Here is a 14028-nt window from a genome sequence, read left to right as displayed (position 1 = left end):
AATCTCACTAACATGAGCCCAAAAATGCTAGATATTAATCATTAATGTGCATCGATACCTTATACATAATCATGGTGTAAAGAACATGGCAGACACATTGAAGGAATTATTGGAATTTGCTAGAGGGCTAGAAAAAATCGGGGTTACAGATGGAGAGGTTGTGAAACGTATTGAGGCAAGAATAAAAGCAAAAAAGGTGAAATCTAATCGACCAAAAGGCTAAATTTAATAAACCAAAAGGCTAAATTTAATAAATCAAAAGGCTCTGATCATTTAACCAGATAAAAATAGGGGTGAGGAAAATAGGTTTAGTCAGAAATCTAAATTGAAATTTTCTTTCCTAACGCAGGGCGTTTAGATTCTAAGCCATCGGCACCGTAAGTTGACTGATTATTATGCTTTTTCACAAAATTTAGACGTTGTGCATTCAGCTCAATATGCAGTTGAAGCATTTGGTGATTACGATAATTTAAATCTTTTAGTTGGGTCGTTAGGTCTTTAATCGTATTCCAAGTATGGTTGAGCACTGGGTTACCTTCATAAGGTGCAACGATTTTTGCTTGCACTTCCAGTTGTAAACGGTGATTCTCACCATGACTGATAGCGGCAACTAAAAAACGTTTTTGCTCCGTCGTTTCCTGAAATGGAGAAGGTGGCACACGATGGTAACCCAATAATAACTCTTCATTCTTCATCACAATTTCCAGTGATTGCAAATGACCAAGCTGCTGTTCTAATAGTAGTAATAATTCGTCGTTCATAGTCGTTCAGTTTATTTCATAGAAAGCATGCATTCATGGGCATCACGTAAAATGCCATCAGCGATTTTACCTGCATCCATGGTTAACGTACCGTCTTTGATGGCTTGTTTGATTTTTTCAACTTTAGCGACATCAATATCAGAAGCTTGAGGTTGAAGTAATTTCTTTTGTAACTCACTCGGTGCAAAAGAGCTTTCTTTAACGGCTTCATTTGCGGAGACTTTTTTCTCACGAACCAGCGCTGCGGTTTCTTGTGGATCGCGAGTGGTTACCTGAGTCAAGGCAGAGATTGCAGATGTTTGCTCAATAGCCATAGTATTTTTCCTGTTCCCGATATTTTTGATATAGAAGGTTATCGGCAGATATTAATGAACCTTTAATATTCGGTTAGCTTTCAAATTACCAATGAGATAGGTAATTTCACTTAAGTCGCGATATAAATCCTGATAATTAACTGCATGTTTAACTACTTCAGACGAATTGCAAAAATTATACCTGTAATTCACTTCAAAAACAGAAAATTATCACGCTATAACTTGATGATTTAATTTTAAATTAAGTTAGTTAAGCGCTACTTGAACACTGCCATTTTCTTGAGCTTCACCATTAACCACTTGCCCATTGATAAGTCGAACTCGAATATTTTCACCCATGGCGGCATTATTAATGGCTCGACCTTCATATTTAATGGAAAAGTTATTGCCAGTAGCAAATACATACACGGTTTGACCCGCCTTAATAGCCCAAGGGCGCCTAACCATTGAGCTAGTAAACGTCTGCCCTGCGGTAATATTGCGAAGGGCTAACGTGCCACGCAGCGCCATCTTGTCGGTAGATGCCCCAGATGGCAATTGGTGAATAAGCCCTCTTTTGGTGCCAATATCCACAAATTCAATGGTTTCTCCCCGTTGAATATTACGGGTGGCAACATAATATTGCCCAGTGACATTCACCGTCAGCTGTAAATACTGTTTTTTCTTATCGCATTGCACAGGAAGTGAGATATTTCCCATATTACGACCCCCACTTGGTAAGCCAATTTGCGGCTTATCACAATTTGGCCATTTATCAATTGGGGTTTTTATTTCAATTGAAACGCTATTTTGCTTTCCATGAATTTTACGGAAATACTGGTCAATATCTTGTGGGAGAGATGCTTGCACAGAAAAAGAAAATAGATTTAATATACTGATAATTAAAATATATTTAATTGAAAAAACAGTTTTCATCATCCCATTTCCTTTTTCATCCCATACCTTTTCACCCTTGAAGTTTACCTACATCGTCAATAATGAATGAGGCAAATAGGTCAATTATTTTGCCTTTATCTCGCCATTAGATTTTTTATCTGCCAGCTAATATGAGCATCGAATTTCTATATTCAAACTTTGCGTTTATAAAAACTGCAATTAAAAAATTCTTAATTTTCGTCTAAATCGATTAGGAATTAACTTAAATCCATTGAGGAAATCATGATTGATAAATTAGATGCCACCTTTGCTTTTCAGCAACGGGCTTTGTCCATAAGAGAAGCAAGACAGACTGTTTTGGCTTCTAACATCGCGAATGCGGATACCCCTGGTTATCAAGCACGTGATATTGATTTTAATCGTCAATTACAACAAGCGATGGATAAAGGCGTGGTGAAAGGAAAGGGTATTTCACTAGCAGTGACAGCCAAAGGGCATATTGAAGGACATGATATGAAGCCTGCTGCATTGGATCTGAAATATCGTGTGCCTTATCAAACTTCAATGGATGGAAATACGGTTGATATGGACGTTGAACGCAGCCAATTTGCTGATAACACATTGAAATATCAAGCCGATCTTACATTCATCAATAGCCAAGTCAAAAGTATGTTGGCCGTTCTACAACAAGGGTAAGGGTTATGGGTCTACTCAGTATTTTTGATATCTCCTCTTCTGCATTAACCGCGCAATCTCAGCGTTTAAACGTTAGCGCGAGTAACATGGCGAACGCAGAAAGTGTGGTGGGTCCTGATGGTGAACCGTACCGCGCGAAGCAAGTGGTTTTTCAAATGGCGCCACAAGGTCGCAATCAAGTCGGTGGCGTTCGTGTGAGTGAATTAATCGAAGATCCTGCTCCTCCGCGTATGGAATACAAGCCCGGTCATCCTCTTGCAGATGAAAAAGGCTATGTGAAGATGCCTAACGTCGATACCGTAGGTGAAATGATCAACACCATCTCCGCATCGCGTAGCTATCAAGCCAACTTAGAAGTCATGAATACCGCAAAAACATTGCTACAGAAAACCTTAACGCTAGGTCAGTAAGGGAGGCGCGTAATGGGAATTTCTGCATCAATGAATGATTCTTTGGATAACACAGTTGCTGGGCCTGCAGCTGCAACCAGTAACATTCCAAAGAAAAGTCAAAGTGATGATATGCGTGACACATTTTTAACCATGATTGTCACGCAGATGAAAAACCAAGATCCGACCAAACCAATGGATAACGCGGATTTAACGGGGCAACTGGCACAGATAGCCACGCTTGAGAGTATGAATAAACTCAGCGATAGCGTCACCGGAATTTCGCAGCAAATTGGGTCTGGACAGTCATTACAGGCGACACAATTAGTGGGCAAAGGGGTACTTATCCCGCGCAATGAAATTGTGCTTGCGCCACTGAAAAAAGAGAGTAATGGCGAAAATAGCAATGTGGCTAAGCCAGCTAACCCGTTACCTGATGATGTGATTAGCGCCAACAGCCCATCTAATTTTGGGCTCAGTAATTTTGGCGCAACAGAAGGTAATGAAGGCGGAGAAGGTACTGAAGAGCCGCAAACTGATTACATTTCATCGCCATTTGGTTTCTTCCTACCGAAGATGGCCGATAGCGTTGAAATTACCATTCGAGACAAAAACCGCACCGTAATCCGCACTATCACCTATGACTCAGAAGTGAAACCCGATATTTACGATATGGCATGGGATGGTCGCGATAACAACGGCAATGTGGTTGCCGATCCGAAAGGGAAATATTTCTTTGATGTGAAAGCCGTCAGGATGGGGTCTGAAATTGAGGTCACCAAACTCGGTTATACCCGTGTCAATGGTGTCACACCTGGCTCAGATGCACCATTACTGGATGTTGGAATAGGGCAAAGTGTGCCACTAAGCAGCATCTTTAAAGTGTATCCCGCATCTTAATTTTATTCCCCAAACTTTTATTCCCCAAATATTCATGGAGAAAATATGTCTTTTTCACAAGCAGTCAGTGGCTTAAATGCAGCATCAGCGGGGCTAGACTCGATTGGTAACAATATTGCCAACTCCGCAACTAACGGTTTTAAAGGGGCAACAACCTCGTTTGCTGATATGTTTGCCGGCTCCGGTGTTGGGCTAGGTGTGAACGTCGCAGCGGTCACTCAAAACTTCAAAGATGGTCCAATTACCCGTACTGATAGAGCAACCGACGTTGCGATTTCCGGTAACGGGTTTTTCCGCGTTCAAGACCAAAACGGTGATGTTTATTACAGCCGTGACGGTCAATTCTTGCGTGATAAAAGCGGTAACTTAGTCAACAACCAAGGCATGGTAGTGACTGGGTATCCGGCAAGCGTGGATGAGAAAGGTAACATCACTGTGCAAAGCGGCGGTGTTCCGGCTGGGATGAATATCCCAACGGATATGATGGATGCGAAGCAATCTGATTTAGCTAAGTTAACCATCAACCTGAACTCAGAAGATAAAGTTAAAGATAAGCCTTTTGATCCAAACAAGCCTGATGATATCGCGACATATAACTTCAGCACGACCATGACAGCTTATGACAGCCAAGGTAACACCCATGAAATTTCTGTTTATTTTGTGAAGGATGCAGATAACAAATGGAGTGCATACGCTAAAGATTCTAGTGAAACCAAAGCTGAAAAGCTGGGGGAGCTAGAATTTGACGGTAACGGTAAGCTAATGACTGAAAAAGTAGTCAAAGGTCCAAACCCTGGTGACCCAGATACTACGGTTCAATTACCAACAACGTTTGCTTTCCCATTCAAAGGCTTAAATGGTGCGAATGATGGTACTCTACAAGTCGATTTGGGCAAAACTCGTCAACAAAAAGTGAGCGAATCTTCAGTCAGTGCTATCGATGTGAACGGCTACCCAGCCGGTGAATACACCACCTTCAAAATCGAAGATAACGGTCTGATTGTTGCTAACTACTCCAACCAACAAAAACGTGTTGTGGGTCAAATTGCGTTATCTGCATTTGCTAACCCGAACGGTTTAGTTTCCCAAGGTGGTAACGTTTGGGCGGCATCAAATGCTTCTGGTAACCCAATGGATGGCGTTCCGGGTGTAGGTCAATTCGGTAAGTTGACCAGTGGTGCACTGGAATCGTCCAACGTAGATATGAGCCAAGAACTGATCAGCATGATCGTTATGCAGCGTAACTATCAGTCCAATGCCCAAACCATTAAGACCCAAGACCAGATGTTACAAACACTGGTTAACTTACGTTAATCCTAGAGGCTGGCGATGGATCATGTCATTTATACCGCAATGGGCGGGGCGCGTCATGCGCTTGAAAATCAAAGTATTGTTTCGAATAACATTGCGAACGTTTCAACAGCAGGCTTTAAAGCCCAGCTGTCAGCGATGCGCGCGGTGCCTATTCACGGTGATACCGAGCAGACGCGTACGCTAGTTGTCGCATCAACACCCGGTGCGGATATGAGCCAAGGTCAACTGAACTATACCGGTAGACCAATGGATGTTGCGTTGAATGATAAACACTTTTTGGCAGTCGCTTTAGGCGATGGCACGGAAGCGTATACCCGCAACGGTAACATTCAAATTTCGCCAGACGGTGAATTAATGATTGGTGAGCGCGTGTTGCAAGGGGATGGTGGGGCTATCAATGTGCCACCTAACGCGGAATTAACCATTGGTAATGATGGCACCATTACGGCTTTGCTAGCAACCGATCCGCCAACCATGTTGGGACAGATTGGTCGTCTCAAGGTGGTTGAAGCGCAGCCGCAAGACTTAGTTCGTGGCGAAGATGGGTTATTCCATTTGTCTCCTCAGGCGCAAGCGGCGAATGGTAACGGATTACCGATGAGTGAACGTGCTGTTGTGACTTCCGGGGCAATTGAGGGCAGTAACGTCAATGCCGCTGAAGCCATGGTCTCCATGATTGCTAATGCTCGCCATTTTGAAATGCAAATGAAAGTGATCCACAGCGCAGACGAAAATGCGCAGCGTGCCAATCAACTACTTACTATCAGTTAATCACTAACAGCTAGCCGCTAGTCGGCAAATGTTAGTAAGGAATGACTATGATCCGCTCTTTATGGATTGCAAAAACAGGGCTTGATGCTCAACAAACTAACCTAGACGTAATTTCCAACAACTTGGCAAACGTCAGCACCAATGGTTTTAAACGCCAACGTGCGGTATTTGAAGACTTAATGTACCAAAATATCCGTCAACCAGGTGCGATGAGTTCAGAACAAACCTCATTACCATCAGGTTTACAAATGGGTACCGGTGCGCGCCCAGTGGCGACAGTGCGTATTCATAGCCAAGGTAACTTGAACAAAACCGGTACAACGACAGATATCGCCATTAAAGGCCAAGGCTTTTTACACGTTCAGATGCCAGATGGTACCGATGCTTACACCCGTGATGGTGCTTTGCAGCGTAACCAAGATGGCCAGTTAGTGACATCAAGCGGTTACCAAGTTGTTCCGGCGATTATGATCCCAGAAAACGCCAACAGCTTGAGTATTGCCCGTGATGGTACGGTTTCTGTCACCGTATATGGGGACAACCAACCACAGCAAATCGGTCAAATTACGTTAACCACCTTTATTAACGATGCTGGCTTAGAAAGCATGGGTGAAAACTTGTATATGGAAACAGCAAGTTCAGGTGCACCGAATGAGAGTGCTCCGGGCACCAACGGTGCAGGGTTGCTGTATCAAGGCATGTTAGAAACTTCAAACGTTAACGTTGCCGAAGAGTTGGTGAACATGATCCAAACTCAACGTGCATACGAAATTAACAGCAAGGCAGTTTCTGCATCAGACCAAATGCTGCAACGTCTGACACAGCTGTAAGTAAGGATGGCAGTTCATGAATAACATCGTGAACTGCCTTTCGTGATGACAAAGGTATCCAGTAGCAAAAGAGTCGCATGATGATTGAAAACGGTATTGTTCCTAAGCGGAAAAAAACAGTGTTACAGACCACAAAATCCGTCTGTTTGGTTGCGGCAGTGGCGGTCACATTAAATGGCTGTGCACATATTAAGCCACGCCCGCTGGTGGACACACAAACCAGTGCAGTACCGACTGCACCCACAGCACCTGCTCCTAACGGTGCTATTTTTCAAAGTGCTCAACCTGCTTACTACGGTTACCAGCCGCTATTTGAAGACAGAAGACCACGTAACGTTGGCGACATCTTAACGATCAACCTACAAGAGAACGTGAGTGCGAGTAAAAACTCGTCGGCAAATGCAAACCGTAGCGGAAAAACCGGATTTTTGGCAGCGATTCTGCCTGGATTTATGCAAGGTTGGTTAGGCGGTAGCAACACAGAAATTGATGTGAAGGGAAACAGCGATTTTAACGGTAAAGGTGGCGCAAATGCCAACAATACCTTTAAAGGCACAATTACAGTGACCGTTGACCAGTTATTAGCAAATGGCAATTTGCATGTCGTGGGTGAAAAACGCATTGCGATTAATCAGGGAACGGAATCTATTCGTTTCTCCGGCGTGGTGAACCCGCGCACGATTGGCGCAGATAACAATGTAAGTTCCACGCAAGTGGCAGATGCTCGGATTGAATACGTTGGTGATGGCTATATTAACGAATCCCAAACAATGGGGTGGTTACAGCGTTTCTTCTTAAATGTATCCCCTTACTAAGTGAATATCCGTCAGCTAATAGCCGAGAAAAATCAATGAAAAACAAATTATTCGTTCTCATTTCATTTGTTTGCCTTTTCGGGAGCCTATTTGTTGCTCCTGCCTACAGCGAACGAATTAAAGATCTCACCACGGTACAAGGGGTGAGAGATAACCCATTAATTGGTTATGGTTTAGTGGTCGGATTGGATGGAACGGGTGACCAAACCATGCAAACGCCATTTACCACTCAAAGCTTAAATAACATGTTGTCCCAAATGGGGATTACCGTTCCTCCAGGCACCAACATGCAGCTGAAAAACGTTGCTGCAGTTATGGTCACGGCGAAGATGCCGCCATTTGGTCGCTCTGGTCAATCGGTGGATGTTGTTGTTTCCTCGATGGGTAACGCAAAAAGCTTACGTGGTGGTACCTTGTTGATGACCCCATTAAAAGGGGTTGATGGGCAAATTTACGCGATGGCGCAAGGTAACGTTTTAGTGGGCGGCGCAGGGGCTAGCGCGGGTGGAAGCAGTGTAAAAGTCAATCAGCTTAATGGTGGGCGTATTACGAATGGTGCAACGATTGAGCGTGAACTGGCCAGTAGCTTTGGGCAAAGTGGTGCTATCAACCTGCAACTTAACGAAGACAGTTTCGCATTAGCGCAAGACATTTCAGATGCGATTAACCGTCTGGGTGGAATGGGTTCAGCACGCGCATTAGATTCACGAACTGTTCAATTACTCGTTCCTGCAAATAACACGGACCAAGTCCGCTTTTTATCACGAGTTCAAGAGCTGAACGTACGTACACCGATGGCAGAAGCCAAAGTTATCTTGAATTCACGCACCGGCTCAGTAGTGATCAACCGCAGTGTCACCTTAGACAGTTGCGCGGTCGCGCATGGTAGCTTAGCCGTGACGGTTGACCGTCAAACCCAAGTTAACCAACCGAATACGCCATTTGCTGGTGGACAAACGGTGGTTACTCGTAACACCAATATTGGCGTGAAAGAGCAAGGTGGGGCGCTACAAAAAGTGAATGCAAGCGTTCAACTTAACCAAGTTATCCAAGCGCTCAATACGTTAGGAGCAACGCCAACAGACTTGATGTCTATTCTGCAAGCGATGGAAAGTGCTGGCTGCTTACGTGCGAAATTGGAGATTATCTAATGAGCGATATGCAGTTATTACAAGGGGCTGCGTATGATGTCCAGTCGCTGACCAGTTTAAAAGGCGAATTAAACAAATCGCCAGAACAAGGGCTGCGTCAAGTGACGCAGCAACTGGAAGCGACATTTGTGGAAATGATGCTCAAAAGTATGCGTTCAGCATTACCGCAGGATGGCATGTTTTCCAGCGACCAAACGCGCATGATGACCAGCATGTATGACCAACAAATTGCCCAAGACCTTGCCCAAAAAGGGCTTGGTTTCGGGGAAATGATGTATCAGCAACTGACCCGAGATCAATCGCCAAGCTCACCTGCACAAGGCGCTTTTATGCCACTCAATGAGCAGGATCTACAATCGTTACCGCCGTTTGCTTTAGAGCAAATGGTACGACGATTCGCTCCTGCCATGGGGGATGCACTGGCATCGCCATTTAAGCAAATCAAATCCTTGTCACTCAATAGCAGCAATTTCATCAATCAATTGATTGAGCCTGCTAAAAATGCCAGTGAAAAAAGCGGTATTTCTCATTTCTTAATTCTGGCGCAAGCGGCATTAGAAAGCGGTTGGGGAAAACGCGAAATTTTGACGGCGGAAGGCAAAACCAGCCATAACTTATTCGGTATTAAAGCGGGTAAAAATTGGCAAGGACCGGTCACGAATATTATGACCACGGAAGTGATCAACGGCAAAACTATCAAAATGCGCGATGATTTTCGTGTTTATGGTTCCTATGAAGAGGCGATTTCCGACTACATCAGCCTGTTAACGGAGAATCCTCGCTATAAAGACGTTAAACACGCCGCAACCCCTGAAATTGCCGCACGTCGACTTCATAAAGCGGGGTATGCGACCGACCCTGGATATTCAGACAAACTGATCACGTTAATTAACCAGATTCGTGGTTCAGGCAGTGTGGTGAATACCTCGGCGTCACGGGCGATTCAAGCTTATAACATCGACTTAAACGATATCTTTTAAAGCATCGCAATAAATCAAAGTTTGCGCTAAACATTTGCGCCAATTTTCCGATAAATAAATAAGTGAAAAATTTTGAGTGGCTAGCGCTGAGATTGAGTCAGCCAATCAAAGCGCTCAGTCCCAAGAATAGGAAAAGCTTATGCTGAACAATGTAATGAATAATGCGCTCAGTGGTGTGAACGCTGCGCAAGGCGGGTTAAGTGTTATTTCTAACAACTTAGCGAACGCCGGCGTAGGTTACTATCACCGCCAAAGTGCTGTTTTCGGGGAGAATCCCGGTACGATGACACCTAATGGTTATTTTGGTAACGGCACCTATTTCAGCCATGTTCGCCGTGAGTTTGATGAATTTGTTAATGCGCAATATAGCCAATCCCGCGCGCGTAGCGGTGATTTCGAAGCGTATGTGAAAAACTGCAACAAAGTTGATGATTTGCTGACAAACGATGTCGAAGACTTGTCTGGTAGCATCGGAAGCTTCTTTACTGCGCTGGATACAGCTAGCAGTGATGCGAGCGACAAAACGCTGCTTGATGTTTTCTTAGGTCAATCCAACGCGTTAGTTTCTCAATTCAAAGAAGCTGATAAGCAACTGCAAGAGATGGAACGTGATATCAACCGCCAAATTGAAAATAAGGTGAAAGATATCAACATCTACGCAGAAAAAATTGCGGGATTAAACCAACAAATCGCGCGCGTGCGCTCCGTCAGTGGTTCAGAGCCTAATGACCTGCTGGATGTGCGTGACCGCTTAGTGAATGAAGTTAACTCGCTAGTTGGCGTTAAAGTTATCGAGCAAAATGGTAACTACAACGTGACCTTTGCCAACGGTTTACCGTTAGTCACGGGCGAAAAAGCTAACCGCTTAGAAGCGGTGCCATCTTCAAAAGATGACAGCCGTTTTAGTATTGGTTTTGTGGGTGCGAATGACCAAGTTCGTGAAATTCCTGACGAAGCGTTCAAAGGCGGTGAATTGAGCGGTATTTTGCGTTCACGCCAAGAAGTGCTCGACCCTGCTTATCAAAAAATCAATAAATTAGCGTTAGTTTTCGCGACTAAATTTAATGAAATCCACCAAAAAGGCTTTGATTCTAATGGCGAAACTGGCAAAGACTTTTTCGCGATTGGTAAAGGCTCTGTGGTCAGCAACACCTACAATACTGGCAAAACTGACTTTGACCTGAGTTACAGCGATGTTTCTCAAGTGACGGGCAAAAACTATGAAATGCGTTTTGATGGCGGCAAATGGAATGTGACCCGTTTACCAGATGGCGTTGACGTCAAAGTTGATACTAGCACTCCAGGCTCACTGAAATTTGAAGGTATTGAACTCAAAATCACGACCAATTCTCCTGCTCAAGGAGATACTTTCGTCGTTAAACCGATGAATGGCGTGATTAACAGTATGTCAACGCTAGTGACGGATTCTTCGCAGTTTGCAAAAGCAGGCAGCAAAGATGGTGGTCCAGGAGATAACGAAAACATCAAAGAGTTAGTTAAGCTGCAAGATCAAAAACTGATTGATGGTGGCTCGACGTTCTCTGATTTTTACGCAACATTAGTCAATGATGTGGGAAGCCGCACTAAGCAAGCGCAAATTGATTCTGAAACCCAGAATAAAATGACCGAAAGTTTCTATCGCCAAGAGCAAGAAATTTCAGGGGTCAACATGAATGAAGAGAGCATTCAGATGCAAAAAATTCAGCAATTCTTTAATGCTAATGCTCAGGTATTAAAGACGGTTGATGATTTATTCAATGCATTAATGCGTGCGTTCTAATTAATTAAAAATACTGGGTTTTAATCAGAATTTAATAAGGATTTAAGCGATGCGTTTAAGTACCAATATGATTTTCCATCAACGCTTGCAGGACATGAATAGCGCCCAATCTCGTTGGATGGAGGCAGGGAGCCAAATAGCTTCAGGACACCGCGTAAATAAGCCTTCGGATGACCCGCAAGCGTCATCCCAAGCCGTGCGTATTAACCAGTCTGAAAACCGTAACCAGCAATATGTGACCAGCCGTGGTTTCGCGAAAACAGGTATGACGCTGCAAATGAGTATTCTGACTCAAATGACGGATGTCACGACGCAAATCGATACCACTATCATTCAAGCCTCTAACCAAGGTGCTCTGAGTGATAAAGACCGAAACTCACTGGCTGAGCAACTGACTGGTCTAAAAGATCAATTGGTTGCCCTGGGTAACACCACCGACGGTAATGGTCGCTATATTTTTGCAGGCTTTAAATCCGATAAGCCGCCATTTGAAATTGATGCTGACGGTGAGGTGCTGTACCACGGTGGCGATAAGCCAATCACTCAGAACGTCGCGAGTGAGCGTGAAATGACTACCTATTTCACAGGTGCACAAGTGTTTGAAACCGATGGTGGGGGGATGGTCAATGTGTTTAAAGCATTGAACGAAGGCATCAAAGCGCTGGGCATTCCACAAGAAAATGCACCGCAAGCGGATTTAGACAGAGCGCAAGCGGGTATGGACACGGCTAACCGTGGTATCAAAGCGGCATTGGATCAAATTTCCAATATCGAAGCGAAGCAGGGTTTACAGCTGCAAGAGATTGATAAACTTGATTTCTTAGCGGATACCCGTTCAATCCAGAATTCGGCACGTAAAAGTGAGTTGTTAGAGACTAACTGGACCGCAGCCACAACGGATTATTATAAAGAGAAGGCGATGTTCCAAGCTTCTCAAGATATTTTCAAAGATCTAAACAGCATGTCATTATTTGGCGGCCGTTAATTGATTTTTACCGCACCCTGTAGCAGTGGCATGTGTATCGGGTGCGGGTTTTCTTCTGAGATTATTTTCAATTTTCCCTTCTGATTTTTCTCGCCTAATTTTTTAGCGTTTTAATATTTATATTCCAATCTATATTTCCGCTTTTCTCGTTCGAAATAACAGAGTTTATTTTTCTGTTGTTGGCTTATAGTATTTTTCACGATAAATTTGACCTTTGTTTTTTGCTTTTTAATAAATTGCTGAGTAAACAATAGGTTATTTGTTAACTGAAAACGGAAGGTATTTTGGTGTATTTTGCGCTAATCGGTTGTTGTGATTTGTTTTATCTCTGATAAGTTATAGTTCACTGCCGTACAGGCAGCTTAGAAATTGATAACCTGTCGCGATAGGCACAATCCAACGTTCACTGCCACATAGGCAGCTTAGATGTATAAATATAAAAAACATGAATAGCGCATCCAGTTAATTACCCGATATAACTCTTTTTTATTTATCACCATAGAACGTACTTTATCCCTTACGGAGGATATTCTTGATTTATCCCCTTTAGGGGGTAATTTTCTTTTAGCCTTTATAGGGTATAAAAGAAATGATAATTGTCGGAGGTAAAATGAAAATAACAACTCCCCTTATGCTATCTACCACAATTCGTGAATATCGTAAGAAAAGCAAATTGACTCAAGCAGAAACTGCTGAACTAGTGGGAATTAAGCAGGCTACGGTCTCAGATTTTGAAAGCAAACCGGAGTCAACAAAACTTGGAACATTATTCAAAATTCTTGCTTCCTTAGAGTTGGAGCTTCGTGTAGTAGAGCGAGGTTCAACACTAGGTGAGGTTAAAGGCTGGGATAAGGAGTGGTGAGTGTTGAAAACCCAGATGCTGTTGCTGCTATAGATGGTAATCTAGTTGAAATGAATATGCCTTCAATAATTAATTATGAAGTAATATAAATAATATAAGAAGGTGAAAATGTTTTAATTAAATCTAAAAATTGTATCTAATTTAGATTAATGTATTCGGCTTTGCTTTAGCTTTCAGTGATATATTGAAATTGGAAAACTCCATGGCATTTTCCTCGTAAAAATTAATTCTATTACACATGATTTCAATTAGTGAATGGTCAGGTTCATATTCAATTAAATACTCTATTAATTTAATTGTACGTTTGTGGTTTTGACGAGAATAATTTGTACCAATAACAGGGTAAATTGAATGATTAACTAGGATGGTAATTTTATTTGGTATCATAGATATGTTTCCTAATCTAATGGTTGTGTTAGCAAGGTCTGATTTTCATCAGTGAAAATTTAGCAATATTTATTGGCTTTTTCAAACTAAAAAATTAGGCTCATTTTTTATATAAAAGTAGACTGTGCTTTATATTATCTAGTTTTAATAAAAATTGATTTTATCGAAATAATTAATTGTTCTTTATTTCAATATTATTGGAGAAAGAAATGAAAAC

The 14028-nt window shown here is 42.8% G+C and carries 16 protein-coding genes; 13 read left to right on the top strand and 3 right to left on the bottom strand.

The window, feature by feature from the left end:
* The first annotated feature begins 85 nt into the window (after positions 1–85).
* Positions 86–223, top strand: coding sequence for a hypothetical protein (locus JK188_RS05325; RefSeq protein ID WP_211885208.1), 138 nt, complete (start codon positions 86–88; stop codon positions 221–223).
* Positions 224–320: 97 nt separating this feature from the next.
* Here JK188_RS05325 and JK188_RS05320 read toward each other — a convergent pair whose 3' ends face one another.
* The 3 genes from JK188_RS05320 to flgA all read right to left on the bottom strand — a co-directional run bounded on the left by JK188_RS05320 (position 321) and on the right by flgA (position 1993).
* Positions 321–761, bottom strand: a complete 441-nt coding sequence (locus tag JK188_RS05320) for a flagella synthesis protein FlgN (RefSeq protein ID WP_211885210.1) — start codon at positions 759–761, stop codon at positions 321–323.
* Positions 762–772: 11 nt separating this feature from the next.
* Positions 773–1075 (bottom strand): flagellar biosynthesis anti-sigma factor FlgM, encoded by a 303-nt coding sequence (gene flgM, locus JK188_RS05315; protein WP_036951464.1) that lies wholly within the window; start codon positions 1073–1075, stop codon positions 773–775.
* Between the two features lie 246 nt (positions 1076–1321).
* Positions 1322–1993 carry a flagellar basal body P-ring formation chaperone FlgA gene (flgA, locus tag JK188_RS05310; RefSeq protein ID WP_211885212.1) on the bottom strand — a complete coding sequence of 224 codons (672 nt, stop codon included), beginning with the start codon at positions 1991–1993 and terminating at the stop codon, positions 1322–1324.
* Between the two features lie 240 nt (positions 1994–2233).
* Between flgA and flgB the strand changes: the two genes are divergently transcribed.
* The 12 genes from flgB to JK188_RS05250 all read left to right on the top strand — a co-directional run bounded on the left by flgB (position 2234) and on the right by JK188_RS05250 (position 13424).
* Positions 2234–2647 carry a flagellar basal body rod protein FlgB gene (gene flgB, locus JK188_RS05305; RefSeq protein WP_006657508.1) on the top strand — a complete coding sequence of 138 codons (414 nt, stop codon included), beginning with the start codon at positions 2234–2236 and terminating at the stop codon, positions 2645–2647.
* A gap of 5 nt (positions 2648–2652) precedes the next feature.
* Entirely contained in the window at positions 2653–3057 is a 405-nt protein-coding gene (flgC, locus tag JK188_RS05300; protein WP_036951457.1) for a flagellar basal body rod protein FlgC, read from the top strand.
* Between the two features lie 12 nt (positions 3058–3069).
* Positions 3070–3936, top strand: a complete 867-nt coding sequence (locus tag JK188_RS05295; protein WP_211885214.1) for a flagellar hook assembly protein FlgD — start codon at positions 3070–3072, stop codon at positions 3934–3936.
* 45 nt (positions 3937–3981) lie between these two features.
* Positions 3982–5250: a flagellar hook protein FlgE gene (gene flgE / locus JK188_RS05290; RefSeq protein WP_036951452.1), complete on the top strand. Its 1269-nt coding sequence runs from the start codon at positions 3982–3984 to the stop codon at positions 5248–5250.
* A gap of 15 nt (positions 5251–5265) precedes the next feature.
* Positions 5266–6021: a flagellar basal body rod protein FlgF gene (locus JK188_RS05285; protein WP_211885216.1), complete on the top strand. Its 756-nt coding sequence runs from the start codon at positions 5266–5268 to the stop codon at positions 6019–6021.
* Positions 6022–6068: 47 nt separating this feature from the next.
* Positions 6069–6851, top strand: a complete 783-nt coding sequence (flgG, locus tag JK188_RS05280) for a flagellar basal-body rod protein FlgG (protein WP_211885218.1) — start codon at positions 6069–6071, stop codon at positions 6849–6851.
* A gap of 80 nt (positions 6852–6931) precedes the next feature.
* On the top strand, positions 6932–7666 hold the full coding sequence (locus JK188_RS05275) for a flagellar basal body L-ring protein FlgH (RefSeq protein ID WP_154604439.1): 735 nt from the start codon (positions 6932–6934) through the stop codon (positions 7664–7666).
* A 35-nt stretch (positions 7667–7701) separates the two neighbouring features.
* On the top strand, positions 7702–8817 hold the full coding sequence (locus JK188_RS05270) for a flagellar basal body P-ring protein FlgI (protein WP_211885220.1): 1116 nt from the start codon (positions 7702–7704) through the stop codon (positions 8815–8817).
* Positions 8817–9797: a flagellar assembly peptidoglycan hydrolase FlgJ gene (gene flgJ / locus JK188_RS05265; protein WP_211885222.1), complete on the top strand. Its 981-nt coding sequence runs from the start codon at positions 8817–8819 to the stop codon at positions 9795–9797. The genes JK188_RS05270 and flgJ overlap by 1 nt, the downstream gene beginning before the upstream one ends.
* Positions 9798–9936: 139 nt before the next feature.
* Positions 9937–11577 (top strand): flagellar hook-associated protein FlgK, encoded by a 1641-nt coding sequence (flgK, locus tag JK188_RS05260; RefSeq protein ID WP_132494655.1) that lies wholly within the window; start codon positions 9937–9939, stop codon positions 11575–11577.
* 49 nt (positions 11578–11626) lie between these two features.
* Positions 11627–12562, top strand: coding sequence for a flagellar hook-associated protein FlgL (flgL, locus tag JK188_RS05255; protein WP_211885224.1), 936 nt, complete (start codon positions 11627–11629; stop codon positions 12560–12562).
* A gap of 610 nt (positions 12563–13172) precedes the next feature.
* Positions 13173–13424, top strand: a complete 252-nt coding sequence (locus JK188_RS05250) for a helix-turn-helix domain-containing protein (protein ID WP_211885226.1) — start codon at positions 13173–13175, stop codon at positions 13422–13424.
* Positions 13425–14028: the final 604 nt, after the last annotated feature.

The organism is Providencia sp. JGM181, assembly GCF_018257375.1.
In the GTDB taxonomy this organism is placed as follows: Bacteria; Pseudomonadota; Gammaproteobacteria; order Enterobacterales; family Enterobacteriaceae; genus Providencia; species Providencia lanzhouensis.
Note: the sequence above shows the minus strand (reverse complement) of the source record. Positions and strands in the feature narration are given on the sequence as shown.

What these genes read in the sequence shown, in the direction of transcription:
- flgJ (WP_211885222.1), top strand. Translation starts at nt 8,817, where the DNA reads ATGAGCGATATGCAGTTATTACAAGGGGCTGCGTATGATGTCCAGTCG.
- flgE (WP_036951452.1), top strand. Translation starts at nt 3,982, where the DNA reads ATGTCTTTTTCACAAGCAGTCAGTGGCTTAAATGCAGCATCAGCGGGG.
- JK188_RS05270 (WP_211885220.1), top strand. Translation starts at nt 7,702, where the DNA reads ATGAAAAACAAATTATTCGTTCTCATTTCATTTGTTTGCCTTTTCGGG.
- JK188_RS05325 (WP_211885208.1), top strand. Translation starts at nt 86, where the DNA reads ATGGCAGACACATTGAAGGAATTATTGGAATTTGCTAGAGGGCTAGAA.
- flgC (WP_036951457.1), top strand. Translation starts at nt 2,653, where the DNA reads ATGGGTCTACTCAGTATTTTTGATATCTCCTCTTCTGCATTAACCGCG.
- JK188_RS05320 (WP_211885210.1), bottom strand. Translation starts at nt 761, where the DNA reads ATGAACGACGAATTATTACTACTATTAGAACAGCAGCTTGGTCATTTG.
- flgM (WP_036951464.1), bottom strand. Translation starts at nt 1,075, where the DNA reads ATGGCTATTGAGCAAACATCTGCAATCTCTGCCTTGACTCAGGTAACC.
- flgA (WP_211885212.1), bottom strand. Translation starts at nt 1,993, where the DNA reads ATGATGAAAACTGTTTTTTCAATTAAATATATTTTAATTATCAGTATA.
- JK188_RS05250 (WP_211885226.1), top strand. Translation starts at nt 13,173, where the DNA reads ATGAAAATAACAACTCCCCTTATGCTATCTACCACAATTCGTGAATAT.
- flgG (WP_211885218.1), top strand. Translation starts at nt 6,069, where the DNA reads ATGATCCGCTCTTTATGGATTGCAAAAACAGGGCTTGATGCTCAACAA.
- flgB (WP_006657508.1), top strand. Translation starts at nt 2,234, where the DNA reads ATGATTGATAAATTAGATGCCACCTTTGCTTTTCAGCAACGGGCTTTG.
- JK188_RS05285 (WP_211885216.1), top strand. Translation starts at nt 5,266, where the DNA reads ATGGATCATGTCATTTATACCGCAATGGGCGGGGCGCGTCATGCGCTT.
- flgL (WP_211885224.1), top strand. Translation starts at nt 11,627, where the DNA reads ATGCGTTTAAGTACCAATATGATTTTCCATCAACGCTTGCAGGACATG.
- flgK (WP_132494655.1), top strand. Translation starts at nt 9,937, where the DNA reads ATGCTGAACAATGTAATGAATAATGCGCTCAGTGGTGTGAACGCTGCG.
- JK188_RS05295 (WP_211885214.1), top strand. Translation starts at nt 3,070, where the DNA reads ATGGGAATTTCTGCATCAATGAATGATTCTTTGGATAACACAGTTGCT.
- JK188_RS05275 (WP_154604439.1), top strand. Translation starts at nt 6,932, where the DNA reads ATGATTGAAAACGGTATTGTTCCTAAGCGGAAAAAAACAGTGTTACAG.